This is a genomic window from Micromonospora noduli (assembly GCF_003264475.1).
GTDB lineage: Bacteria > Actinomycetota > Actinomycetes > Mycobacteriales > Micromonosporaceae > Micromonospora > Micromonospora noduli.
In genome coordinates this window covers 12,977-38,029 of record NZ_PYAC01000008.1, presented here as the reverse complement: position 1 = coordinate 38,029, position 25,053 = coordinate 12,977, and the positions used below count along the sequence as shown (strand labels likewise).

Here is a 25,053-nt window from a genome sequence, read left to right as displayed (position 1 = left end):
CGATCCCCGCCATGGGTTTTCTGAAAGGTCTGCTGATTCGGCTGGCCAGCACAGCTCTGGCTTTCTGGCTGGCCACGCTCCTCATCCCGGGCATCTCCCTGGATTCGAACTCGGCCACCGAGACGGTGACCACGCTGCTCCTGGTGGCGGTGATCTTCGGCGTGGTCAACGCGGTTCTCCAGCCGATCATCAAGACCGTCGGTTGTGGCTTCTACCTGCTGACCCTGGGTCTCATCGCCCTGGTGGTGAACGGACTGCTCTTCCTGCTCACCAGCTGGATCGCCGACCAGGCCGGGCTGCCGTTCTCGGTGGACGGTTTCTGGCCGGCAGCAGTGCTCGGCGCCCTCTTCGTGAGCATCGTGACCTGGATCCTCGGCGCCGTCCTCGACCGGGACTGACCGCCGACCAGCCAGCACCGACCCGGTCCGTCCGGGGCTCCGACCTCGGCCGGGGCCCCGGCGGGCCGATGACCAGAGTTCGGGAATTTGGCGGCAAGACCGCCCATCTCGGCGGTTAGCGTCACGGCATGTTCTCGCTGACCTATTCCGACGGCCACCTGCTCAGCACCGATCCGGCGCGGATCGACCTGGACCTGGTGCACCACTGGTTGTCCACCGACGCGTACTGGGCGCTCGGACGAGACCGGGAGACCACCGAGCGGTCGTTCGCCGGCTCGCTGCCGTTCGGCATCTACCGGCCGGAGGACGGCCGCCAGGTCGCGGTGGCCCGGGTCGTCACGGACGGCGCCACCTTCGCCTGGCTCTGCGACGTGTACGTCGACCGCGCCGCCCGGGGTCGCGGTCTGGGCGGGTGGCTGGCCGGCGCGGTCCGCGATCACCTGGATGAGCTGGGCGTACGCCGGATCCTGCTCTGCACCAACGACGCCCACCAGGTGTACGCGGGGGTGGGCTTCACCCCGCTGGACGCGCCGCAACGGTGGATGCAGCTGGACCGGCGGCCCCCGGTGACCCCGATCACCGGAAAGGAACAAAGCAGCACTACGCCCCTTACGGTGGAAGCGTGACGCCACTCCGCCTGGGATACCTCTACGGCCTCGGCGCGTACCTGCTCTGGGGTTTCTTTCCGCTCTACCTGAAGCTGCTGCGACCCGCCGGCCCGCTGGAGATCCTGGCCCACCGGATCGTCTGGTCGGTGCTCTTCGTGGCCCTGCTGCTGGCGGCGCTGCGCAACGTCGGCTTCCTGCGGGCGCTGCTGCGCCGCCCCTGGGCGCTGGCGGGGATCCTCGCCGCCGCCGCACTGATCGCGGTCAACTGGGGCACCTACATCTACGGGGTCAACTCCGACCGGGTGGTGGAGACCGCGCTCGGCTACTTCATCAACCCGTTGATCGTGGTGCTGCTCGGGGTGACGGTGCTGCGGGAGCGGCTACGCCCGGCGCAGTGGGTGGCGCTGGGGATCGGCGCGTCGGCAGTCGCGGTGCTCACAGTGGACTACGGCCGGCTGCCCTGGCTGGCGTTGACCCTGGCGTTCAGCTTCGCCGGCTACGGCCTGGTGAAGAAGCGGCTCGGGCTGCCTGCGGCGGAGGGGCTCTTCGTCGAGTCGGCGGTGCTGGCGTTGCCCGCGCTGGGCTACCTGGGCTGGGTGACGGCGAAGGGCGACCTGACCTTCGGGCACGTCTCGGCCGGGCACACCGCGCTGCTGGTGCTGGCCGGCGCGGCCACGGCGATTCCGCTGCTGCTGTTCGCCGGGGCGGCCAACCGACTGCCCCTGAGCAGCCTCGGCACGCTCCAGTACCTGACGCCGGTTCTTCAGCTCGGCTGCGGGGTGCTGATCTTCCACGAGCCGATGCCGCCGGCCCGGCTGGCCGGCTTCGCGCTGGTCTGGCTGGCCCTGATCGTCTTCACCGCCGACGCCGTCCGAACCTCCCGCCGCACCCGCCAGCCCCACCAACCGACCTCCACCCCCACCGCTGTCCCCACCCCCTGACCTCGCGATCTTGCAGTTTCGGTCGTCGATATACCCGACATGCCCCTTACAGAAGGGCAGAAATTGCAAGATCGCGGAGGGCCAGGGGTGGGCGGGCGGGTCAGGGGACGGCGTAGGTCAGGAGGGGCGTGCCGTCGGCTTTCTGCAACTCCACGCTGACCAGCTCGGCGTCGGTGAACCTCGTCGCGCCGGTGAAGCTGAGGTCGTCGCCCGGAGCCGCCAGCCAGGAGCCGATCTGCTCGGTGGCGCCGTTCGGACCACGCGCCACCAGCCGGAACGGGTACGCCTTGCCGTAGCTCGTCCGCGCGTCGTACCCGCAACGCATGGTCACCTCGGTGCCCCACTTGGTGCCGGTCAGCCCGAGGTCGGCGTGCACCGGCCCGGCGGCGGCCACCGGTCGCATGGCCACCATCGACACCTGCGGTGCCGGGTTACCCTGCGCGCCGGGCGGCCGGGACTGGTCGACCGGTCGAGGCAGCGCCACGGCGGTGCCCACACCGACCAGCAGCGCCAGCCCGGCGGCGGCCAGTGTGGTCAGTGCGTACCGTCGCCGGTCCGCGGCGCGTTCCCGACGACGGCGCTGGCGGGCCTCGTCGAGCAGCGCGGGCACCCGGGGCGGTGCCGGCGGCGGCAGGATCTGCTCCAACCCCGCCGGGTCGAGGCGCCCGAGCAACCCGGGCAGGACGGCGATCTCGGCGACCGCCTCCCGACACGAGGCGCAGCCGCCCAGGTGCCGCTCGTAGGCCGCCCGCTCGGCGGGGGCCAGGGCGCCCAGCACGTACGCGCCGTCGTCGTACGCGAACTCGCACCGGGTCATCCCGTCACCCCCATCTCGGCCAGGACCAACCGTAGAGACCGCAGCGCGTAGTGGGTGCGGGATTTCACGGTCCCTGGCGGTACGCCCAGGCGGGACGCCGCCTCGGCCACCGACCGCCCCTGGTAGAAGCACTCGACCAGCACCTCCCGGTGGGTCGGGCTGAGCCGGTTCAGCGCCTCGGCGACGGTCCACGCCTCCACAGCCCGTTCGGCCTCGTCGATCGCCTCGGGCGGTTCGGGCAGATCGTCGGTGAACACCTCGCCGACCCGGGTGGATCGCCGCCGCCAGGCGTCGATGGCCAGGTTGCGGGCGGTGGTGAACAGCCAGGACCGCACCGATCCGCGCGTCGGGTCGAGTGACTCCGGATGTCGCCAGGCCCGCAGCAGCGTCTCCTGCACCAGGTCCTCGGCACGCTGCCGGTCCCCGTTGACCAGCCGCAGGGCATGGGCGTACAGCGCCTCCGCGTGCTCGTCGTGCAGCGCGCGCAGCAGTTGGGCGTCGTGGTCGCTGATGGCGGTCTCCTCGCTTCCGGCGCGCGTCCGGCGGTGCGTTCGCTCGGGAATACGTGCGGTCACGCCGATCGGTTCAGCCCGAGGTCAGACGGGTTGCGTGCCGGTTGCCACGACGAAGGTGTTCATGCCCGGTTCACATCGCGGCTGACGAGCGCTCACCACGTCCTCCTAGCGTCCGGCTGGTACGCCGCCTGTCGTGCCACCGACTTCTCTGGAGGCCTCCCCCATGAGCGACCGTCCCCGGCTGCTCCCCCTGTTGAACGGCACCCGCCATGGCACCCGTGATGCCATGACCTGTCTGTACCGGTGCGGAAACGCGTGCGACCACCCGGTCCCGAACACCTCCGACAACGCGTACTTCGGTGACGTGGTGAACGCCGAGGTGTCGCGGCGTGGCGTGGTCCGGGCCGGCGCGGTCGGCGCGCTGGTGCTCGGTTTCGGCGGCGCGGCAGCCGGCGCGCTCGCCGGGGCGGCCCCGGCCATGGCGGCCCCGACCGCCCCGGACGTTCCGGAGAACTTCGGGTTCGGTCGTCCCAGCACCGGGGTCGGCAGCGGCGCGCTGACCTTCAAGCCGATCCCACCGAACAAGCTGGACACCCTGGTCGTGCCGAACGGCTACGACCACGCCGTGGTGATCAAGTGGGGTGACCCGGTGCTGCCGGGCGCGCCGGAGTTCGACCTGCACCACCAGACCGCCGCCGCGCAGTCCAGGCAGTTCGGTTACAACAACGACTTCGTGGGCGTGCTACCGCTGGACAAGCAGGGCAAGCGGGCGCTGCTCGTGGTCAACCACGAGTACACCAACGAGGACCTGATGTTCCCGGGCTTCCCCGGCCTGGACGGGCTCTCCGTGGAGCAACTGCGCACCGCCATGGCCGCGCACGGCATGTCAGTGGTGGAGCTTGAGCGGGTCGCGGGCACCGGGCAGTGGAAGCCAGTCGGCAAGGGCCCGCGGCCGTACAACCGGCGGGTCACCGCCCTGAGCACCAAGTTCGACCTGACCGGCCCGGCCGCCGGCTCGGCCTGGCTGAAGACCGCCGCCGACCCCAGGGGCCGCACTGTCGTCGGCACGCTGAACAACTGCGCCGGTGGCGTGACCCCGTGGGGCACGGTGCTCTCCGGCGAGGAGAACTTCAACCAGTACTTCGTGGGCGCCGACGCCGCCCCGGCCGAGCTGAAGCCGAAGCTGGACCGTTACGGCATCAGCACCGCCGCCCGCTACCCCAGCGGCAGCCGCAAGTGGGAGCGCGCGGACGAGCGCTTCGACCTGGCGAAGCACCCCAACGAGGCACACCGGTTCGGCTGGGTCGTCGAGATCGACCCGTTCGACCCGGAGAGCCGCCCGCGCAAGCACACCGCGATGGGCCGGTTCAAGCACGAGGGCGCCAACGTGATCGTCGCGAAGGACGGCCACGTGGTCGCGTACATGGGCGACGACGAGCGGTTCGACTACCTCTACAAGTTCGTCTCGGACAAGAAGTTCATGAAGGGCAACTCCTGGGCTGCCCGCAAGCACAACCTGACCCTGCTGGAGTCCGGCACGCTCTACGTGGCAGAGCTCTACCAGACCAGCGCCGCCGAGATCGACGGCTCCGGCAAGCTCCCCACCGACGGCGCGTTCAACGGCCGGGGTCGCTGGATCAGGCTGGTCAGCGACAACCGGTCGTTCGTTGACGGGATGACCGCCGCGGACGTGCTCACCTTCACCCGGCTCGCCGGTGACAAGGTCGGCGCGACCAAGATGGACCGCCCCGAGGACGTCGAGCCGAGCCTGCTCACCGGCAAGGTGTACGTGGCGCTGACAAACAACACCAACCGGGGCGTCGGCAGCAACCCGAAGCCGGACGAGGCCAACCCGCGCAACGCCAACAAGCACGGGCAGATCCTGGAGCTGGTCGAGGACCGCAACGACAACACCTCGGAGACCTTCGCCTGGTCGCTGCCGATCGTCTGCGGCGACCCGACCGACCCGTCGACCTTCTTCGCCGGGTACGACAGGACCAAGGTCTCCCCGATCTCCTGCCCGGACAACGTCGCCTTCGACGCCACCGGCAACCTCTGGATCTCCACCGACGGCAACGCGCTGGGCAGCAACGACGGCCTGTTCGCCACCGCCGTGGAGGGTCCGGAGCGGGGTCACCTCAAGCAGTTCCTGACCGTGCCGCTCGGCGCGGAGACCTGCGGCCCGTTCATCACCGGCGACAACCGCTCGGTCTTCGTCGCCGTGCAGCACCCGGGCGAGATCACCGGAGCCTCGGTGGAGAACCCGGCCTCGAACTGGCCCGACGGTGACTACGCCAAGCCGGGCGTGGTGGTCACCTGGCGCCTCGACGGCGGCCCGGTGGGCAGCTGACGTCGCACCCGCGGCCGACGGGCCGCTGACGTTGCTCCGGCGGTCCGGCGCTGGACCGCCCCGAGAGGCCCTCTCCCAGCCCGGGAGAGGGCCTCTCGGCGGTCAGTTGTCGGTGGCGATGCCGTCGGCCACGCCGCGGGCCACTGTGAGCAGCTTGGCGCGTACCACCCGGGCGGAGGTCATCATCTCGCTGGCCGGCAACGCGCAGGCCAGCACGACGCGGCGTTCCATGTCCTTGTCCGGTGCGACGAGCACCGCGGCGCAGGCCACCCCCTGGCGGAACTGCCCCATCTCCAGTTGCATGCCGCGCCTGTCGCCCGCGGCCAGGTCGGCCTCGAAACTCTCTGTGGTGGTCAGCGTGGCGGTGGTGAACGGGCGCATGCCGTACTCGCGCAGATAGCGGTAGCGCTGGTCGGTCGTGAGGGTGGCGAGCAGCGACTTGCCGAGCGCTGTCGCGTGCGCCCCCTCGTCGAAGCCGGGGACCAGATCCTCCAGGTAGGGCGAGCGGTGCCCCTCGGCGACCGCGGTGAGGGCCACCTGGCCGCCGACGAACCGACCGAGGTAGTGGCTGTAGCCGGTGTCCAGGGCGGCCCGCCGCAGCGTCTCACCGACCGCCGGCGGACCCCGGAACGCCGTCACCAGCTCCCGGTACCGGTCGGCCACCTCCAACCCCACGATGTACGTGCCGTCCTCGCGACGGATCACGTAGCCCTCGTAGGCGAGGGTGCGGACCAGGTGGTAGGTGGTGGCCACGGTCAGCTCGCAGCGCCGGGCGATCTGCTTGACGGTCAGGCCCTTCGGGGCGCGACCGACCGACTCCAGCACCCGTAGCGCTCGGGACACGCTGCGAATCAGGTCCGAAGGTTCTGCCAAGGGGTCGCGCACAACCACCTCCGCCGCCGGGGACTTACACCATATGAAAAACAGGCCCGGTGCGAAATGCCTGTTCGGGTCGAGGATGCCAGATCACCATCCACAGCTTGTGTCCCGCCGGTCACCAGGAGTGCTGTGAGCGGGGCTCGCGTAGGTTTGCCGAACGATGACCGACACCTCCAATACCCCCGATCCGGCCGTTGCCCAACCTCGTCCGGTCCGGGCCAGCGCCGGCGCAGTCGTCACCACAGTGGCCTGCGTACTCCCCGTCTTCCTGCTCGGCGGTCTCGCCGTGCAGATGGGCACGGACCTCGGCTTCTCGCCCGCCGGCCTGGGCCTGGCCGTCTCCGTCTACTTCGGGGTCAGCGCGCTGGCCTCGGTGCCCTCCGGGCGGTTGGTCGAGCGGTACGGGCCGGCAGTGGTGGCCCGCTGCGGCATCCTGCTGGCCGCCGGGTCGATGCTGGCAGTGGCCGCCTTCGCCCGGTCGTACCCGGTGCTGGTCGGCCTGCTGGCGCTCAGCGCCGCCGCGAACGCGCTCGGCCAGTTGGCCAGCAACGCCGCGCTGGCCCAGCACGTGCCCTCCCGGCGGCAGGGGCTGTCGTTCGGTGTCAAGCAGGCCGCCATCCCGGTCTCCACCCTGCTGGCCGGGGTGGCGGTGCCCACCATCGCGCTCACCGCCGGCTGGCGCTGGGCGTTCGTGGCCGCCGCCGTGGCCGCGCTGACGACGCTGGCCGCCGTACCCCGGCAGTTGCCCGGTTTCGCCCGGCGGGCCGGCGCCACGCGCGCCGGTCGGGCGACGGCGGCGCTGGTGGTGATCGGCGCTGCGGCGACGTTGGCCTCGGGCGCGGCCAACTCGTTGGGCACCTTCCTGGTGGACTCCGCCGCGGGCCGGGGTCTGTCGCCGGGCCTCGCCGGCCTCACCCTGACCCTGGGTAGCGCGGTCTGCGTGGCGGCTCGGGTGGGCGCCGGCTGGTTGGCCGACCGCCGCGAAACCGGCCACGTCGCCCTCATCGCCGCGATGCTGCTCGTCGGCGCGGTCGGGCTGGGCCTGCTCGCGTTGACCGGCTCGGTGCCGTTGGTGGTCGGCGTGGTGCTCGGCTTCGGCCTGGGCTGGGCCTGGCCCGGCCTGATGAACTTCGCGGTGGTCCGGCTCCACCCGCAGTCACCGGCCGCCGCCACCTCGATCACGCAAACCGGGGTGTACGCGGGCGGCTGCCTCGGCCCGCTGAGCCTGGGCCCACTCGCCGCCCACCTCGGTTACCCGGCGATGTGGACCATCGCGGCCGTGGCGATGCTGCTCGCCGCCGCCCTCATGCTCGTCGGCAGCCGACTGTTGACCCGCGCCGCCACCGCGGCGGGACGGGGCGTGGATCAGCTGGTGCGGTCGGCGATGTAGTCGCAGAGCGACTCAAGCGCGCTGCGGGACGGGCCGGGCGGCAGCGGGGCGAGTTGCGCGCGAGCCTCCTCGGCGTAGCTGCGCACGGTCTCCCGGGCCCGCTTGAGCGCCGGGCTCTCCCGCAGCAGCCCCAACGCCTCGGCGTGCAGCGCGTCGTCAGTCAACGGGCCGGTCGCCAGGATCTCCCGCAGCCGCACCGACGACGCGTCGGAGTCGTCCGCCTCGCGGGCGTAGAGCACCGGCAGCGTCGGGACACCCTCGCGCAGGTCCGTGCCGGGGGTCTTGCCCGACTGCACCGACTCGGAGGCGATGTCCAGCAGGTCGTCGGAGAGTTGGAAGGCGACACCGATCGTCTCGCCGTACCCGGCGAGGGCCTCCACGTGCTCCGGGGCGGCACCACCGAACATGCCGCCGAACCGGGCGGACGTGGCGATCAGCGAGCCGGTCTTCTCGGCGATCACGTGCAGGTAGTGGGCCACCGGGTCGTCGTCGGCGCGCGGCCCGACCGTCTCCGCGATCTGGCCGTGCACCAGCCGGGCGAAGGTGCGCGCCTGCAACCGGACCGCCTCGGGGCCCAGGTCGGCGGCGATGTCCGCCGCGCGGGCGAAGAGGTAGTCGCCGACCAGGATGGCGACCGAGTTGGTCCACCGGGAGTTCGCGCTCGGCGCGCCCCGACGGACGGCTGCCTCGTCCATCACGTCGTCGTGGTAGAGGGTGGCGAGGTGCGTGAGCTCCATCACCACGGCGGCCGGGACCACCTGCGCACCGGTCGGGTCACCGAACTGGGCGCCGAGCGCCACCAGCAACGGCCGGAACCGCTTCCCGCCGGCCTCGACGAGGTGCCGGGCGGCCTCGGTGACGAACGGGTCGGCACTGGCCACGCTGGCCCGCAACTCGACCTCGACCGTGTCCAGAAGACCCAGCACGGACGCCTCGACACGAGGATCGGCGAGGTTGAGGCCAAGCGCGCCGAACTGACTCGTGCTCGCCCGACCCCGACGACCGCCGGAGCCGGAGGCACCTGAACGCTCGCCCGCCGGTTTCACCACGCTATCAACCATGCCACACCCGTTCGACCTGCTCCGGCCCGGGGATACGCACCGGGGGCCGGCACGTGAACACGCGCCGACCCCCGGTGATCGATCCTTCGGTCATCGCACGAATTCGGCGGCTCCGGCAGCCAGATCGAGCAGCGGCGCCGGAGCGACACCCAACACCAGGGTCGCCAGCACACCGATCATCAGCGCGGCGGAGGTGAGCCCACCAGGCACCGTGACGGTCGGGGTGGACTCGCCCGGCTCGGAGAGCCACATCATCACCACGACCCGCAGGTACGGGAACGCGAGAATCATGCTGGTCAGCACACCGGCGATCACCAGCCAGGCCTGGCCACCCTCCAGCGCCGGCCCGAAGATGGCGAACTTGCTGGTGAAGCCGCTGGTCAGCGGAATACCGGCGAAGGCCAGCAGGATGAACGTGAACAGCGCCGCGAAGAACGGCGACCGACGGCCCAGCCCGGCCCAGCGGGACAGGTGGGTGGCCTCGCCGTCGTCGTCCCGTACCAGCGTCACCACGGCGAACGCGGCCAGCACCGAGAAGCCGTACGCGACCAGGTAGAACATCGTGCCGGCGAGCCCGTCGCGGCTCGGCGCCAACACACCGACCAGCAGGTAGCCGGCGTTGGCGATCGAGGAGTACGCGAGCAGCCGCTTGATGTCGGTCTGGGTGACCGCGAGCACCGCACCCACCAGCATGGTCAGCACCGCCACCGCGCCGAGGACCGGCGTGAAGTCCCAGTTGGCGTCGGCGAACGCGACCTGGAAGACGCGCAGCAGGGCACCGAACGCGGCGACCTTGGTGCAGGCAGCCATGAACCCGGTGACCGGGGTCGGAGCGCCCTGGTAGACGTCCGGGGTCCAGACGTGGAACGGGGCCGCCGCGGCCTTGAAGAGCAGACCGATGGCGAGCAGCGCCATGCCGGCGAACAGCAGCACCGGGCTGGCCGGCGACTCGCCCACCGCCGCGTGGATGGTGGCGAAGTCGACGCCGGCCGAGCGGCCCGGGATGCCGGAGGTGAAGCCGTAGATCAGGGCCACGCCGAACAGGAAGAACGCCGAGGCGTAGGCACCGAGCAGGAAGTACTTCATCGCCGCCTCCTGGCTCAGCAGACGCCGGCGACGGGCCAGCGCGCAGAGCAGGTAGAGCGGCAGGGAGAAGACCTCGAGTGCGATGAACATGGTCAGCAGGTCGTTCGCCGCCACGAAGATCAGCATGCCGCCGATCGCGAACGTGGTCAGCGGGTAGACCTCGGTGAGACCGTTGCGCCCCTCGGCCTGCCGCCGGTCGTCGGCCGACTCCGCGGTCACCGCGGCCTGGGCGACGAACGCCCCGCCCCGCTCGACCGAGCGGTCACCGATCAGCAGCAGCGCCATCGCGGCCAGCACCAGGATCGCGCCCTGGAGGAAGAGCGTCGGCCCGTCGATCGCGAGCGCCTGGCCCGCGGTGATGATCCGCTCATCGGCGCTGAGGACCACCATGGTCAGTGCCGCGAGCACCGCTAGCAGCGCCAGCGTCAGCTGCACGACGTGCCGCCAGCGACGAGGCACCAGAGCCTCGACCAGCACGCCGAGCAACGCCGTGCCCAGCATGATGAGGATCGGAGAGATCGCCGCGTAGTCGATCGACGGCAGCTTCAACTCGGTCACTTTGCCGCCTCCTGGACGGTGCCGCCCACGGACGGCGCCGGGTCGGTTCTGCCGATGTCGTCCATGGTCGCCTGGACGGCGGGGTTGATCACGTCAGTGACCGGCTTGGGGAAGAAGCCCAGCAGCACGATCAGCGCGATCAGCGGGGCGACCACTACCTTCTCGCGCAGGTTGAGGTCCCGACGCATGCCGTCGACCTCGGTCAGCGCCGGGTTGAGGGTGCCCTGGGTGGTGCGCTGCACCATCCACAGCACGTACGCGGCAGCCAGGATGATGCCGAGCGTGGCGATGACCGCGACCGGCTTGTTCACAGTGAAGGTGCCGATCAGCACCAGGAACTCGGAGATGAACGGCGCCGTGCCGGGCAGCGCGAGCGAGGCGAGACCGGCGAAGAAGAGCACCCCGGCGAGCACCGGGACGAGCTTGCCTGCGCCACCAAAGTCGCTGATCAACGCCGAACCACGCCGGGAGATCAGCATGCCCACCACCAGGAAGAGCAGGCCGGTGGCCAGCCCGTGGTTGAGCATGTAGAGCACCGCGCCGGTGCCGGCCTGGGTGGTGAAGGCGAAGATGCCCACACCGATGAAGCCGAAGTGCGCGATCGAGGTGTACGACACCAGCCGCTTGAGGTCGTTCTGGCCGACCGCCAGCAGCGCGGCGTAGACGATGCCGATCACGCCCAGGGCCAGCGCCCACGGCGCGAACCACTTCGACGCCTCGGGGAACAGCGGCAGGCAGTAGCGCAGGATGCCGAAGGTGCCGACCTTGTCCAGCACGCCGACGAGCAGCGCCGCCGCCCCCGCCGGGGCGGCGCCACCGGCATCGGGCAACCAGGTGTGGAACGGGAAGAACGGCGCCTTGATGGCGAACGCGAGGAAGAAGCCGAGGAACAGCCACCTCTCGGTGCCGGTGCTGATGTCGACCTGCGAGAGCGCCTGCCAGTCGAAGGTCTTCCCGCCGACCACCCACAGGCCGATCACCGCGGCCAGCATGAACAGACCGCCGACGAGCGAGTAGAGGAAGAACTTCACCGCCGCGTACTGCCGCTGGTGGCCGCCGTAGCTGCCGATGAGGAAGTACATCGGCACCAGCATGACCTCGAAGAACACGTAGAACAGGAAGACGTCGGCGGCCGCGAAGACGCCGATCATCGTGCACTCGAGGACCAGCAGCAGTGCGAAGTAGACGGGCACCGACCGCTTCGACGACTCGGCGTCGTGCCAGGACGCCAGGATCACCAGCGGCACCAGCACCGCGATCAGCATCAGCATCACCAGCGCGATGCCGTCGGCGGCGAAGGTGAAGCTGACCCCCCAGTTCGGAATCCAGGAGTACGACTCGCGGAACTGGAACCGGTCACCGCCGGCGTTGAAGCTGACCCACATCACCACCGAGAGCACCAGCACGAGCAGCGACCAGGCGAACGCCACCTGCTTGGCCAGCTCCGGGCGGTGGCGCGGCAGGAAGGCCACCACCAGGGCGCCCACCAGCGGCGCCACGGTGAGCACCGAGAGGAACGGGAAGTTGGACATTATGCGGCCTTACCTCCGTCGTCACTGCGTGGTCCGCCGGCGGGGGCGGCCGGAAAGAGGTTGATCACGCCAACCACCCCGCCTGCACCGCCAGGAACGCCGCCATCACCAGCAGCGCACCGGCCAGGATCGAGGTGGCGTACGAGCGGACAAAGCCGGTCTGCATCCGACGGAGGCGACCCGAGCCCCCGCCGACCGCGGCGGCGAGCCCGTTGACGAGCCCGTCGATGCCCCGGTTGTCGAGGTACACCAGCGCCCGGGTGAGGAAGATGCCCGGCTTCTCGAAGACCGCCTCGTTGACCGTGTCGGTGTAGAGGTTGCGCCGGGCGGCGGTGACCAGCACCCCGGCCGGCTGCGGCGCGGTGGCCGTGCCGGCCCGGAACAGGAACCAGGCGAGCCCGGCACCGAGCACGGTGACCAGCAGCGACAGGATGGTGATCACGGTGTGCGAGAGGACCGCCGCGTGCTCCGCGTGCTCGCCGCCCAGCCCGGCGGTCTCCGTCAGCCAGTCCGGGACGGACGTGGCGAGCAGGAAGCCTGCGCCGACCGACCCGACCGCCAGCAGGATCAGCGGGATGGTCATCAGCTTGGGCGACTCATGCGGGTGCTCGATGTCCTCGGTCCACCGCTGCGGGCCGTGGAACGTGAGCACGAACAGCCGCGTCATGTAGAACGCGGTGAGCCCGGCGCCGAGCAGTGCCGCACCGCCGAAGAGCCAGGCGGTCCAGTCCTCCCGCTCGAAGGCGGCCACGATGATCGGCTCCTTGGAGAAGAAGCCGGAGAAGGGGAACATGCCGATGATGGCCAGCCAGCCCATCATGAAGGTCAACCAGGTGATCTTCATGTACTTGGACAGCCCACCGAAGCGGCGGATGTCGACCTGGTCCTTCATTCCGTGCATGACCGAACCGGCGCCCAGGAACATGTTGGCCTTGAAGAAGCCGTGCGCCAGCAGGTGCACGATGGCCAGCGCGTACGCCGCGCCGCCGAGGCCGACACCGAGGAACATGTAGCCGATCTGGCTCACCGTCGACCAGGCGAGCACCCGCTTGATGTCGTCCTTGGCCGCACCGATGATGCAGCCGATCAGCAGGGTGAGCGCGCCGACGCTGACCACCACGAGTTGCAGCGTCGAGTTGGCCGAGAAGATCGGGTTGGACCGGGCGATCAGGTAGACGCCCGCGGTGACCATGGTGGCGGCGTGGATGAGCGCCGACACCGGGGTCGGGCCCTCCATAGCGTCCGGCAACCACGCCTGGAGCGGGAACTGGCCGGACTTGCCGGCCGCCCCGAGCAGCAGCAACAGGCCGAGGACCAGCACTGTGGTGCCGGTCAGCGCGCCGACACCGTTGAACACCTCGTCGTACTGGGTGGTGCCCAGGGTGGCGAACATGATGAAGATGCCGATGGCCAGACCGGCGTCGCCGACCCGGTTCATCAGGAACGCCTTCTTGCCGGCGGTGGCCGCGCTCGGCCGCTCGGTCCAGAAGGAGATCAGCAGGTACGACGCCAGACCGACGCCCTCCCAGCCGAAGTACAGCATCACGTAGTTGTTGCCGAGCACCAGCAGCAGCATCGCCGCGACGAACAGGTTGAAGTACGCGAAGAACCGACGACGGCCCGCGTCGTGCGACATGTACTCCACCGCGTACAGGTGGATCAGGAAACCCACCCCGGTGATCAGCAGTACGAAGACCGCGGCCAGCGGGTCGAAGAGCAGGCCGAAGTCGACGCGCAGATCACCGACAGCGATGAAGTCCCAGAGGCTCAGCTCGACCGACTTGTTCTCCAGGCCACGCAGCTGGAAGAAGAAGCTCAGGCCGAGCACGAACGCGGCGCCGATGGCGGCGACGCCCAACCAGTGCCCCCAGCGGTCGGCCCGGCGGCCGAGCAGCAGCAGGATGGCCGCGCTGACCAGCGGGATCGCCACCAGCAGCCAGACGCCCCCAAGCAGCCCCGTGGCCTGGGCGTATTCCACAGTCTCTTCCACCGGTGGACCCCTCTAGTACTTGAGCAGGTTGGCGTCGTCGACACTCGCCGAGCGTCGCGTCCGGAAGATGGACATGATGATCGCGAGCCCGACCACGACCTCGGCCGCCGCCACCACCATCACGAAGAACGCCATGATCTGGCCGTTGAGGTCACCGTTGATCCGGCTGAAGGTGACCAGCGTCAGGTTGGCCGCGTTGAGCATCAGCTCCACGCACATGAACAGCACGATCGCGTTGCGCCGGACCAGCACCCCGGCGGCGCCGATGGTGAACAGCACCGCGGCGAGCACGAGGTAGTAGGTCGGCTCGACCGAGAAGAACGATTCCATTACTTGTCCGTCCCCTTCAGCGAGGTCTCCTCGGCGGTCAGCTCGCGCTGCGGAAGGATCGCCGGGGTGCTGCGGTCGGTCAGGCGGCCGTCGGGCAGCCGGGCCGGGGTGGCCACCGAGGAGGAGGTCGCGAAGACGCCGGGGCCCGGCTTCGGGCCGGGGTAGTTACCCGGGGCGAAGCGTGCCTTCATGGTCGACACCTGGTCGATCTTGTCCTGCTTGCGCCGCTCGACGTGGGCCAGCACCATGGCACCGACCGCCGCGGTGATCAGCAGCGCCGAGGTCAGCTCGAACGCGAAGACGTACTTGGTGAACAGCAGCCGGGCGATGCCCTGCACGTTCCCCTCGGCGTTGACCTGCTCCAGACCGGCCGTGCTGGTCCGGTCCAGTGCCTGGTAGAGGCCGGTGCCGACCAGGCCGGCGAAGCCCAGACCGAGCACGATCGCGGCGACCCGCTGGCCGCGCAGCGTCTCGATCAGCGAGTCCGTGGAGTCCCGACCGACCAGCATCAGCACGAAGAGGAAGAGCATCATGATCGCGCCGGTGTAGACGATGATCTGCACCATGCCGATGAACGGACCGGCCTGGAGGACGTAGAACACGCCCAGGCAGAGCATTGTCAGCACCAGCCACAGCGCCGAGTGCACGGCGTTGCGCGCGGCCACCATCCCGATCCCGCCGATCAGCGCGAGCGGGGCGAGGATCCAGAAGGTGACCGCCTCGCCGGTGGAGACCGAACCCGCCGCGGCGAGCACCGTAGACGTGGTCATGCTTCCTCTCCCTTGCCGGCCGCCACGCGCTGGGCGGCCTGCTCGGCGCCGGGGAACGTCACGCCGGGGTGCTCCTCGACCTGGTAGCGGCCGGGGCCCATCGGGGACGTCTCCGCACCGGCGGAGGTGCCCGGGTTGTCCAGCGCGCCGACGTAGTAGTCCTTCTCGCTGTCACCCAGCCGCATCGGGTGCGGAGGCTGCTCCATGCCCTCCAGCAACGGCGCGAGCAACTGCTCCTTCGTGAAGATCAGGTCCTGCCGGTTGTCCCGGGCCAACTCGTACTCGTTGCTCATGGTGAGCGACCGGGTCGGGCAGGCCTCGATGCACAGCCCGCAGAAGATGCAGCGGGCGTAGTTGATCTGGTAGATGCTGGCGTACCGCTCACCCGGCGAGAAGCGCTGCTCGTCGGTGTTGTCGCCACCCTCGACGTAGATCGCGTCCGCCGGGCAGGCCCAGGCGCACAGCTCGCAGCCGATGCACTTCTCCAGGCCGTCCGGGTGCCGGTTGAGGATGTGCCGCCCGTGGTAGCGCGGCGCCGACACCGGCGGCTTGAACGGGTAGTCGGTCGTGACGACCTTCCTGAACATGTGCGAGAAGGTGACACCGAATCCCTTGAACGTTCCGGTGATCGCGCCCACGTCACACCTCCCTGGAGTCCGAGCCGGCAACGATGTTGGCCGGCTCCCGCTCGGCGACCACGCGCGTGATGCGCGGGCTCGGTGGTACCTGAAGATCCATCGGTGGCAGCGGGAAGCTCCCGTGCGGCCGGTTGTCGACCTGTTCCTGCGTCGTCGGCTTCGGCTTCGGCTTCCGGCTGGGCCAGAAGATCGTGGCGATCAGCAGGATGCCGGCCGGGATGCCGACGGCGATCACCTTGCCGCGGGTGTCCCAGTCCTCGATGGAGCGCAGGCCCGACAGGACCAGGATCCAGACCAGGTTGATCGGCAGCAGCACCTTCCAACCGAGCCGCATGAACTGGTCGTACCGCAGCCGGGGCAGCGTGCCACGCAACCACACGAACACGAAGACCAGGGCGATCACCTTGCCGAAGAACCAGAGCATCGGCCACCAACCGGAGTTGGCGCCCTCCCAGATGGTGATCGGCCAGGGTGCCCGCCAACCGCCCAGGAACAGCGTGGTGGTGACCGCGGACATGGTCACCATCGCGACGTACTCGCTGAGCATGAAGAGCGCGAACTTCAGCGAGCTGTACTCGGTCATGAAGCCGGCGACCAGCTCGGACTCGGCCTCGGGCAGGTCGAACGGCGCGCGGTTGGTCTCACCCACAGTGGCGATGAAGAAGATGATGAAGCTCGGCAGCAGCAGGATCGCGTACCAGCCCGGTGCCGGGATGGTCTGGCCGAAGACGGTCAGCTGCGTGCCGTCGCCCTGAGCGGCGACGATCCCGCTGGTGCTCATCGTGCCGGCGGTCATGAAGACCGCCACGATGCTGAGCCCCATGGCGACCTCGTAGGAGATCATCTGGGCACTCGACCGGAGACCACCCAGCAGCGGGTACGTCGAGCCGGAGGCCCAGCCGCCCAGCACGATGCCGTAGACGCCCATCGAGGAACAGGCGAGCAGCAGCAGCACCGCCACCGGCACGTCGGTGACCTGCAACGGCGTGTGGTGACCGAAGATGCTCACCATCGGGCCGAACGGCACCACCGACAGGGCGGTGACCGCGCAGATCACCGAGATGGTCGGGGCGAAGAAGTAGACGACCTTGTCGGCCGCCTTCGGCAGGATGTCCTCCTTGAAGGCCATCTTCAGGCCGTCGGCGAGGGTCTGCAGCAGGCCGAACGGGCCGACCTGGTTGGGGCCGGGCCGCACCTGCATGTAACCGACCACGCGCCGTTCGAACCAGACGCCGAGCAGGGTGGCCAGCAGACCGAAGGCGAACGCGAAGACAATCTTGCCGAGAACCAGCCACCACGGATCCCGGCCGAAGTCGGCCAGCGTCGGATCCTGGGCCAGGTAGATCGGACTCACTGGTTACCCCCGGAGTTGAGGAGCGGACCCGGGAGACCGGTCTCGTCGGCCGCCACGCGTCCGGCCGGGATGGCCGTACCCGGTGCGGGGACGGAGATCCGGACGACCGCGCCGGACGTCGCCCCGAGGCTGCGCCGCACGGTCGAGCCGGGTGAGTTGGTCGGCAGCCAGACCACGCCGTCCGGCATCTCGGTGAGTTCCGCCGGCAGGGTCAGCGCCCCACGGTCGGTGCCGACAGTGACCGCGTCACCGTCGACCACACCGAGCGCCTCGGCGGTGCCCTTACCCAGCCGGACCACCGGCGGACGGGCGGTCCCGGCGAGGTTCTCGTCGCCCTCGGTCAGGGTGCCGAGGTCCACCAGCTGGTGCCAGGTGGCCAGCACGGCCTCCCCGGCGTTCGGCTGCGGCACCCGGCCCGGTGCGACAGACGGCGCGGCCGGCCGCGACAGCCGCGTCGCCGGCAGCGTGGCCAGCTCACGACGCACGCTCAGCACGTCGGCAGTGCCGAGGCGTACGTCGAGCAGCGCGGCCAGCGCGTCGAGCACCCGACCGTCGGTCATCGCGGCGGTGTTCAGCACCGCCTCGAACGGGCGCAGCCGGCCCTCCCAGTCCAGGAAGCTTCCGGCCCTCTCGGCCACCGGGGCGACCGGAAGCACCACGTTGGCCCGCCGGGTCACCGCGCTGGCACGCAGCTCGAGGCTGACCAGGAACGGCACCGCGTCCAGGGCGGACTCGGCAAGTCGCGGGTCGGCCAGGTCGGCCGGGTCGACACCACCGACGACCAGCGCGCCGAGCTGCCCGTTGGCGGCCGCGGTCAGGATGCCGTCGGTGTCCCGCCCGGCCTGGCTCGGGATCACCCCGGCCGGGATGTCCCACGCCTCACCCAGCTCGGCCCGGGCGGCCGGCTCGGTGACCAGGCGTCCACCGGGGAGCAGGTTGGGCAGGCAGCCCGCGTCGACAGCGCCACGGTCACCCGCGCGCCGCGGCACCCAGGCCAGCTTCGCGCCGGTACGCCGGGCCACGTCGGCCGCCGCGGAGAGCCCACCCGGCACGGTGGCCAACCGCTCGCCGACGATCAGGATCGCGCCCGGTGCGCTGAGCGCCTCGCTGACCGTGGCGTGCTCGGCGAGCACGCTGGCCTCCTCGCCCGGCACCACCCGCGCCAGCTTGGCACCGAGCTTCTCCAGGCCGCGGGTGGCGAAGGGCGCCAGCGCGTACACCGTCAGGGTCTTCTTCAGGTACGCCTTGCGCAGCCGCAGGAAGAGGATCGGGCACTCCTCCTCGGGCTCCAGGCCCACCAGCACCACCGCCGGCGCGTTCTCCACGTCGGTGTAGGTGACGTCGGTGACCCCGGCGACCGAGCTGGCCAGGAAGTCGGCCTCCTCGCGGGAGACCGGGCGGGCCCGGAAGTCGATGTCGTTGGTGTTCAACGCGACCCGGGCGAACTTGGCGTAGGCGTACGCGTCCTCGACGGTCAGCCGACCGCCGGTGAGCACCGCAGTGCCCTGCCCGCTCTCCCGGGCGATGTGCAGCCCCTCGGCGGCAACCGTGAGCGCCTCACTCCAGGACGCCTCGCGCAGCTCACCGGTGTGCTCGTCGCGGACCAGCGGAGTGGTCAGCCGGTCGGCGGCCCGGGTGTACTGGAAGCCCCAGCGACCCTTGTCGCAGTTCCACTCCTCGTTCACCGCCGGCTCGTCGCCGGCCAACCGGCGCAGCACCTTGCCACGCCGCCAGTCGGTGCGCTGCCCGCAGCCGGCCGAGCAGTGCTCGCAGACGCTCGGGCTGGAGACCAGGTCGAACGGGCGGGCGCGGAAACGGTACTGGGCACCGGTCAGCGCACCCACCGGGCAGATCTGCACGGTGTTGCCGGAGAAGTAGGAGTTGAACGGAACGTCGCCGGCGTCGCCCTCTTCGCCGTAGGCGTCGTCCCGGTAGATGTTGATCTCCTCGGCGGACGACCGGCCCATCAGGTCGATGAACTTGTCGCCCGCGATCTCCTCGGAGAACCGGGTGCACCGCTGGCAGAGCACGCAACGCTCGCGGTCCAGCAGCACCTGGCTGCTGATCGCCATCGGCTTCTCGTACTCCCGCTTGTGCTCGTGGAAGCGCGAGTCGGTGCGGCCGGTGGACATCGCCTGGTTCTGGAGCGGGCACTCGCCGCCCTTGTCACACATCGGGCAGTCCAGCGGGTGGTTGAGCAGCAGCAGCTCCATCACCCCCTCCTGCGCCTTCTTGGCCACCGGGGAGGTGATCTGGGTACGCACGACCATGCCGTCGGCGACGGCCTGGGTGCAGGAGGCGACCGGCTTGCGCTGGCCCTCCACCTCGACCAGGCACTGCCGGCACGCGCCGGCCGGGGCCAGCAGCGGGTGGTCGCAGAACCGGGGGATCTCGGTGCCCATCTGCTCGGCGACCCGGATCAGCAGCGTCCCCTTGGGGGCGGTGACCTCGACGCCGTCGATGGTGAGGGTGACAGTCTCGGTCTGCTTGGCTACGTCGGTCATCAGTGCGCCCCTACCAGGGTCTTCTCCGACAGCTTGGGTGCCGTCCGACCCTCGATGTAGTCGAGGTAGTCCTGCTTGAAGTACTGCAGCGAGGAGGTCACCGAGCTGGTCGCGCCGTCACCCAGACCGCAGAACGAGCGGCCGAGGATGTTGTCGCAGGTGTCCAGCAGGGTGTCCAGGTCTTCGTGGGTGCCCTGACCGGCGAGGATCCGCCGGTAGACCCGGACCATCCAGTAGTTGCCCTCACGGCACGGGGTGCACTTGCCGCACGACTCGTGGTGGTAGAACTCCAGCCACCGGTACGTCGCGTAGACCGGGCAGTCCTGGTCGGAGAAGATCTGGGTGGCCGTGGTGCCCAGGATGGAGCCGGCCGCCGCCACCCCCTCGAAGTCCAGTGGCACGTCCAGGTGCTCAGCGGCGAGCAGCGGGGTGGACGAGCCGCCCGGGGTCCAGAACCGCAGGTTGTGGCCGGGCTGCATGCCACCGGCCAGTTCCAGCAGCTCGCGCAGCGTGACACCCATCGAGCACTCGTACTGGCCCGGGTTGGCGACCCGGCCGGACAGCGAGTAGATCATCGGCCCGGAGGACTTCTCGGTGCCCATGCTCTTCCACCAGTCGGCCCCACCGAGCACGATCGGCGGCACGCTGGCGATGGTGCCGACGTTGTTCACCACCGTCGGGCTCGCGTACAGGCCGTGGGTGGCCGGGAACGGCGGGCGCAGCCGGGGCTGACCCCGGAACCCCTCCAGGGAGTCCAGCAGCGCCGTCTCCTCGCCGCAGATGTACGCCCCGGCGCCGGAGTGCACCACCAGCTCCAGGTCGTAGCCACTGTGCAGGATGTTCCGGCCCAGGTAACCCTTGTCGTACGCCTCCTGGACCGCGTTGCGCAGCCGACGCGCGGCGTGCACCGCCTCGCCCCGGATGTAGATGTAGGCGCGGGCGGCCCGGATCGCGTACGACGCGATGATGACGCCCTCGACCAGCGCGTGCGGGTCGTGGGTCATCAGCGGCAGGTCCTTGCAGGTGCCCGGCTCGCCCTCGTCGGCGTTGACCACCAGGTAGTGCGGCTTGCCGTCGCCCTGCGGGATGAAGCCCCACTTGAGGCCGGTGGGGAAGCCGGCGCCACCTCGGCCCCGCAGCCCGGAGTCCTTGATCAGCTGGATCAGGTCGTCCGGGTGCGCCTTGAGCGCCTTGCGCAGCGCGGCGTAGCCGTCCAGCTGCTCGTACGTGCCGATCTGCCAGGCGTCCGGCGACAGCCAGCGCTTGGTCAGCACCGGCGTCAGCTTGGCCAGCGTCTCCGGGCGGGGAGTGGTCACTTCTGGGCCCCCGTTTCGTTCGCGTCCGCCGGGCCGGCGCCGTCGGCGTCCGTCCCAGCCTTCGCTTCGGTGAGGTTGCGCTCCTGCGCCCCGGCCTCGTCGCCGGCGGGCTTGCCGTCGCCGGCCGGCGCGTTGGCCGCCACGCCGGCGGCCTCGGCCGCCCGCGCGTCGCCAGCCTCGGGCGCGGTGCCGGAGTCGTCCGCCGGGACCTTCGTGCCGGGGGCGTCCGGCACCGCCGTGCCCGCGTCCGGCTGCCGGGTCTCGGCGGTACGCACCTGCGGCGACTTGTCGTCCGGTGCCTTGACGTCCCGGGTGGTGCTGCCACTGGCGGCCTCCGGCTTCGCCGGCTCGGCGACCCCGGCCGCCCCCGTCGGAGCGGATGCGCCGTCGCCACCCTTGACCGGCGCCGTGCTGGCCTCGACGGGCGCCGGCTTGGCAGCCTCCGCCTTCGCCTTCGCCTCGGCGGCGGCCTTGTCGGCCTCGGCCTTGCTGCGGATCGGGGTGTTCGGGTCGAAGCCCGGCACCGAGACGCCGTGCTGCTGGGCCAGCCGCAGCCCGCGCAGGGTGGGCTCCCCCGGCCCGCCGTCGGCGACCGCGCCGTCGCGCTCGTCGGCGAAACCGGCGAGCTGCACCGCCATCTCCTTGAGCGTGCAGAGCCGGGCACCCCGGGTCGGCATCGGCCGCCCGCCGGCCCGCAGCTCGTCGACCACACCGACAGCGGTGGAGGCGTCCACGCCGTCGAAGAAGTCGTAGTTGACGGTCATCACCGGGCCGTAGTCGCACGCCGCCAGGCACTCGGCGTGCTCCAGCGTGATCGTGCCGTCCGCTGTGGTCTCGTCGTGCCCGACGCCCAGGTGCTCGGCGAGGGTGTCGTAGACCTCCTGGCCGCCGAGCACGTTGCACATGGTGTTGGTGCAGACGCTGACCAGGAAGTCACCGGTCGGCTTGCGCTTGTACATCGTGTAGAAGGTGGCCACCGCGCCGACCTGGGCCTTGTTCAGCCCCAGCACCTCGGCGCAGAACGCGACCCCGGCCGGGGAGACGTACCCCTCTTCGGCCTGCACCAGGTGCAGCAGCGGCAGCAACGCCGAGCGGGACCGGTCCGCCGGGTAACGGGCGATGATCTCGCGCGCCCGCTCCCGGGTCTCGTCAGTGAAAGTCGTCGTCATCAGAGCCGCCTTCCGTTCGCGACTGCGGGGCTCGCAAGCTCACTCCTCGCACTCACCTGTCACACCCGCCCATCACCGGGTCCAACGAGGCGCCGCCGGCGATCACGTCGGCGATCAGACCGCCCTCGGCCATCGCCGGGAGGGCCTGCAGGTTGACGAAGCTCGGCTCCCGGTAGTGCACCCGGTAGGGCCGGGTGCCACCGTCGGAGACCGCGTGGACGCCCAGCTCGCCGCGGGGCGCCTCGATGGCGACGTACACCTGGCCGGGCGGGACCCGGAAGCCCTCGGTCACCAGCTTGAAGTGGTGGATCAGCGACTCCATCGACTGACCCATGATCTTCGCGACGTGCTCCAGCGAGTTGCCCATGCCGTCCACGCCGATGGCGAGCTGCGCCGGCCAGGCGATCTTGCGGTCGGCGACCATCACCGGGCCCGGACGGAGCCGGTCCAGCGCCTGCTCGACCAGCTTCATCGACTCCCGGATCTCGGCGAGCCGGACCTGGTAGCGACCCCACACGTCGCCGTCGGGGTGGGTCGGAACGTCGAACTCGTACGTCTCGTAGCCGCAGTACGGCATGGTCTTGCGCAGGTCCCAGGCGAGGCCGGCGGAGCGCAGCACCGGGCCGGTGATGCCGAGGGCCACGCAGCCGGTGACGTCGAGCACCGCGACGTTCTTCGTCCGCTCGGTCCAGATCGGCTGACCGGAGAGGAGGTCCTCGTACTCCTTGAGCTTCTTCGGCATCATCTTGAGGAACTCGCGGATCTTGACGATCGCCTCGTCCGGCACGTCCTGCGCCACACCGCCCGGCCGCACGTACGCGTGGTTCATCCGCAGGCCGGTGATGGTCTCGAAGATGTCGAGGATGTACTCCCGCTCGCGGAAGCCGTACAGCATGATCGAGATCGCGCCCAGCTCCATGCCGGTGGTGGCCAACCAGACCAGGTGCGACGAGATCCGGTTGAGCTCCATCATCAGCACGCGGATCGTGGTGGCCCGCTCGGTGATGTCGTCGGTGATGCCGAGCAGCTTCTCGACCGCGAGGGCGTACGCCGTCTCGTTGAAGATCGGGGCGAGGTAGTCCATCCGGGTCACGAACGTCGAACCCTGGACCCAGTTGCGGTATTCGAGGTTCTTCTCGATGCCGGTGTGCAGGTAGCCGATGACCGAGCGGGCCTCGCGGACCGTCTCGCCCTCCAACTCCAGGATCAGCCGCAGCACCCCGTGCGTGGACGGGTGCTGCGGACCCATGTTGACCACGATCCGCTCATCGTTGATCGGGTCGGTGCCCGAGACGATCGTGTCCCAGTCCCCACCGGTGACGGTGAAGACCCGACCCTCGTCGGTTTCGCGCTCGCTGGCGTAGTTCGACGTCGTCACAGTGCCGGCCCTCCGATCGCGACTGCGGGGCTCCGCTCCGCTGCACTCCTCGCGCTCACTGGTACGACCTCCGCTCGTTCGGCGGCTGGATCTCCGCGCCCTTGTACTCGATGGGGACGCCGCCGAGCGGGTAGTCCTTGCGCTGCGGGTGGCCCTCCCAGTCGTCCGGCATGAGGATCCGGGTCAGGTTGGGGTGGCCGTCGAAGACGATGCCGAACATGTCGTACGCCTCGCGCTCCTGCCAGTCCGCCGTCGGGTAGATGGCGGTCACGCTGGGCAGGTGCGGGGCCTCGACGGAGACCGCGGCCTCCAGCCGGACCCGCCGCCGGTACGTCATCGAGGTGAGCAGGTAGACCACGTGCAACCGGCGCTCGTCGGCACCGAGGTAGTCCGCACCGGACACCGAGGAGCACAGCTCGAACCGCAGCGCCAGGTCGTCCCGCATCACCTGGCACACCTCGGCGATCCGCTCCGGGCGTACGTGCAGGGTCAGCTCACCCCGGTCGACCACGACCTTCTCGATCGCGTCGTTGAAGGCCGGGTACGCCTCCTCCAGCGCGTCGCGGACCTCGTCGAAGTAGCCCCCGTACGGCCGGGACGCCTCCTCGATGGGCTGGCGCTGGCGGACCAGGCCGCCGTAGCCGGACACGTCGCCGGTGCCCTGGTTGCCGAACATCCCGCGACCCGCCGGGCTGGCCGGCGGGTATTCGGCGGGGGCACCACTGGTGGCGCCAGCCGGCACCACCGGCAGCGGCACTCCGCCGTCGTTTGGCTTGTCCGTGGGTGACGTCATTTCGGGCCTGCCTGCGGGTGGAGGTGGTTCTGAGCGTTCATCCAGTTCTCGATGCGCAGCTGCTCCTCGCGGCCCTCGCGGACCGCCCGGGTCCACTCGGCACGCCGGGCCTTGTCGCTGCGGTACGAGGAGGGCATCGAGCCGTAGGGCACGACCGGAACGTCGCCGCGCTCCTGGCGGGCCGCCAGCATCTTGCGGCCGTTCGGGCCCAGCGGCTCATACATGATCTTCTCGCGGAGCTTGAGGATCGCGTCGATGAGCATCTCCGGCCGGGGCGGGCAGCCGGGCAGGTACATGTCGACCGGCACCACGTGGTCGACGCCCTGCACGATCGCGTAGTTGTTGAACATGCCGCCGCTGCTGGCGCAGACGCCCATCGAGAGCACCCAGCGCGGCTCGGCCATCTGGTCGTAGATCTGGCGCAGCACCGGGGCCATCTTCTGACTCACCCGGCCGGCCACGATCATCAGGTCGGCCTGCCGGGGCGACGCCCGGAAGACCTCCATGCCCCAGCGGCCCATGTCGTAGTGCGGACCACCGGCGGCCATCATCTCGATGGCGCAGCAGGCCAGGCCGAAGGTGGCGCCCCACACGGACGACTTCCGAGACCAGTTGACCAGCTTCTCCACCGAGGTGAGCAGGACGCCGGCGGGAAGCTTCTCCTCGATGCCCATCT

The 25,053-nt window shown here is 70.3% G+C and carries 22 protein-coding genes; 5 read left to right on the top strand and 17 right to left on the bottom strand.

Annotated elements, in window-relative coordinates; genetic code table 11:
- Window positions 1–11 precede the first annotated feature (11 nt).
- The 3 genes from MED15_RS10555 (at window position 12) to rarD (ending at window position 1,947) form a co-directional block, all read left to right on the top strand.
- On the top strand, window positions 12–398 hold the full coding sequence (locus MED15_RS10555; protein ID WP_091395522.1) for a phage holin family protein: 387 nt from the start codon (window positions 12–14) through the stop codon (window positions 396–398).
- Window positions 399–526: 128 nt separating this feature from the next.
- The gene (locus tag MED15_RS10550; RefSeq protein ID WP_112699995.1) at window positions 527–1,024 is read left to right on the top strand and encodes a GNAT family N-acetyltransferase; all 498 of its coding nucleotides are present in this window, start codon (window positions 527–529) and stop codon (window positions 1,022–1,024) included.
- Window positions 1,021–1,947: an EamA family transporter RarD gene (gene rarD / locus MED15_RS10545; RefSeq protein ID WP_112735466.1), complete on the top strand. Its 927-nt coding sequence runs from the start codon at window positions 1,021–1,023 to the stop codon at window positions 1,945–1,947. Before MED15_RS10550 ends, rarD begins: the two co-directional genes overlap by 4 nt.
- A gap of 100 nt (window positions 1,948–2,047) precedes the next feature.
- Here the strand turns inward: rarD and MED15_RS10540 are convergent, their stop codons facing one another.
- Window positions 2,048–2,764 (bottom strand): anti-sigma factor family protein, encoded by a 717-nt coding sequence (locus MED15_RS10540; RefSeq protein ID WP_091395531.1) that lies wholly within the window; start codon window positions 2,762–2,764, stop codon window positions 2,048–2,050.
- Entirely contained in the window at window positions 2,761–3,276 is a 516-nt protein-coding gene (locus tag MED15_RS10535; RefSeq protein ID WP_091395533.1) for a sigma-70 family RNA polymerase sigma factor, read from the bottom strand. The genes MED15_RS10540 and MED15_RS10535 overlap by 4 nt, the downstream gene beginning before the upstream one ends.
- A 226-nt stretch (window positions 3,277–3,502) precedes the next feature.
- Between MED15_RS10535 and MED15_RS10530 the strand changes: the two genes are divergently transcribed.
- The gene (locus tag MED15_RS10530) at window positions 3,503–5,629 is read left to right on the top strand and encodes a PhoX family protein (protein ID WP_112735464.1); all 2,127 of its coding nucleotides are present in this window, start codon (window positions 3,503–3,505) and stop codon (window positions 5,627–5,629) included.
- A 102-nt stretch (window positions 5,630–5,731) separates the two neighbouring features.
- Here the strand turns inward: MED15_RS10530 and MED15_RS10525 are convergent, their stop codons facing one another.
- Complete coding sequence (locus MED15_RS10525) at window positions 5,732–6,514, bottom strand: IclR family transcriptional regulator (RefSeq protein WP_091395539.1); 783 nt, start codon at window positions 6,512–6,514, stop codon at window positions 5,732–5,734.
- Between the two features lie 154 nt (window positions 6,515–6,668).
- Here MED15_RS10525 and MED15_RS10520 point away from each other — a divergent pair, with 154 nt between their 5' ends.
- Window positions 6,669–7,898 carry an MFS transporter gene (locus MED15_RS10520; protein WP_112604009.1) on the top strand — a complete coding sequence of 410 codons (1,230 nt, stop codon included), beginning with the start codon at window positions 6,669–6,671 and terminating at the stop codon, window positions 7,896–7,898.
- On the opposite strand, the gene MED15_RS10515 is transcribed toward MED15_RS10520, so the two are convergent.
- The 14 genes from MED15_RS10515 to MED15_RS10450 form a co-directional block, all read right to left on the bottom strand.
- Window positions 7,874–8,959: a polyprenyl synthetase family protein gene (locus MED15_RS10515; protein WP_091395545.1), complete on the bottom strand. Its 1,086-nt coding sequence runs from the start codon at window positions 8,957–8,959 to the stop codon at window positions 7,874–7,876. The genes MED15_RS10520 and MED15_RS10515 overlap by 25 nt on opposite strands.
- 90 nt (window positions 8,960–9,049) lie before the next feature.
- On the bottom strand, window positions 9,050–10,603 hold the full coding sequence (gene nuoN, locus MED15_RS10510) for an NADH-quinone oxidoreductase subunit NuoN (RefSeq protein WP_112585698.1): 1,554 nt from the start codon (window positions 10,601–10,603) through the stop codon (window positions 9,050–9,052).
- Window positions 10,600–12,135, bottom strand: coding sequence for an NADH-quinone oxidoreductase subunit M (locus MED15_RS10505; RefSeq protein WP_112585696.1), 1,536 nt, complete (start codon window positions 12,133–12,135; stop codon window positions 10,600–10,602). The genes nuoN and MED15_RS10505 overlap by 4 nt, the downstream gene beginning before the upstream one ends.
- Window positions 12,136–12,199: 64 nt before the next feature.
- On the bottom strand, window positions 12,200–14,125 hold the full coding sequence (nuoL, locus tag MED15_RS10500; RefSeq protein WP_091395553.1) for an NADH-quinone oxidoreductase subunit L: 1,926 nt from the start codon (window positions 14,123–14,125) through the stop codon (window positions 12,200–12,202).
- A 12-nt stretch (window positions 14,126–14,137) separates the two neighbouring features.
- Window positions 14,138–14,455: an NADH-quinone oxidoreductase subunit NuoK gene (nuoK, locus tag MED15_RS10495; protein WP_091395556.1), complete on the bottom strand. Its 318-nt coding sequence runs from the start codon at window positions 14,453–14,455 to the stop codon at window positions 14,138–14,140.
- On the bottom strand, window positions 14,455–15,225 hold the full coding sequence (locus MED15_RS10490) for an NADH-quinone oxidoreductase subunit J (protein ID WP_091395559.1): 771 nt from the start codon (window positions 15,223–15,225) through the stop codon (window positions 14,455–14,457). Before MED15_RS10490 ends, nuoK begins: the two co-directional genes overlap by 1 nt.
- On the bottom strand, window positions 15,222–15,863 hold the full coding sequence (nuoI, locus tag MED15_RS10485; RefSeq protein WP_112585694.1) for an NADH-quinone oxidoreductase subunit NuoI: 642 nt from the start codon (window positions 15,861–15,863) through the stop codon (window positions 15,222–15,224). The genes MED15_RS10490 and nuoI overlap by 4 nt, the downstream gene beginning before the upstream one ends.
- 1 nt (window position 15,864) lies before the next feature.
- On the bottom strand, window positions 15,865–17,217 hold the full coding sequence (nuoH, locus tag MED15_RS10480; protein ID WP_112585692.1) for an NADH-quinone oxidoreductase subunit NuoH: 1,353 nt from the start codon (window positions 17,215–17,217) through the stop codon (window positions 15,865–15,867).
- Window positions 17,214–19,721 carry an NADH-quinone oxidoreductase subunit G gene (locus MED15_RS10475; RefSeq protein ID WP_112735462.1) on the bottom strand — a complete coding sequence of 836 codons (2,508 nt, stop codon included), beginning with the start codon at window positions 19,719–19,721 and terminating at the stop codon, window positions 17,214–17,216. The genes nuoH and MED15_RS10475 overlap by 4 nt, the downstream gene beginning before the upstream one ends.
- A complete protein-coding gene (nuoF, locus tag MED15_RS10470) occupies window positions 19,721–21,037 on the bottom strand; it encodes an NADH-quinone oxidoreductase subunit NuoF (protein WP_112735460.1) in 1,317 nt (438 codons plus the stop codon). Before nuoF ends, MED15_RS10475 begins: the two co-directional genes overlap by 1 nt.
- Window positions 21,034–22,206 carry an NADH-quinone oxidoreductase subunit NuoE gene (nuoE, locus tag MED15_RS10465; RefSeq protein WP_112735458.1) on the bottom strand — a complete coding sequence of 391 codons (1,173 nt, stop codon included), beginning with the start codon at window positions 22,204–22,206 and terminating at the stop codon, window positions 21,034–21,036. Before nuoE ends, nuoF begins: the two co-directional genes overlap by 4 nt.
- Before the next feature lie 52 nt (window positions 22,207–22,258).
- Entirely contained in the window at window positions 22,259–23,584 is a 1,326-nt protein-coding gene (locus tag MED15_RS10460) for an NADH-quinone oxidoreductase subunit D (RefSeq protein ID WP_112585684.1), read from the bottom strand.
- Window positions 23,585–23,639: 55 nt separating this feature from the next.
- Window positions 23,640–24,377 carry an NADH-quinone oxidoreductase subunit C gene (locus tag MED15_RS10455; protein WP_112735456.1) on the bottom strand — a complete coding sequence of 246 codons (738 nt, stop codon included), beginning with the start codon at window positions 24,375–24,377 and terminating at the stop codon, window positions 23,640–23,642.
- A complete protein-coding gene (locus MED15_RS10450; RefSeq protein WP_030486262.1) occupies window positions 24,374–25,051 on the bottom strand; it encodes a NuoB/complex I 20 kDa subunit family protein in 678 nt (225 codons plus the stop codon). The genes MED15_RS10455 and MED15_RS10450 overlap by 4 nt, the downstream gene beginning before the upstream one ends.
- Window positions 25,052–25,053: the final 2 nt, after the last annotated feature.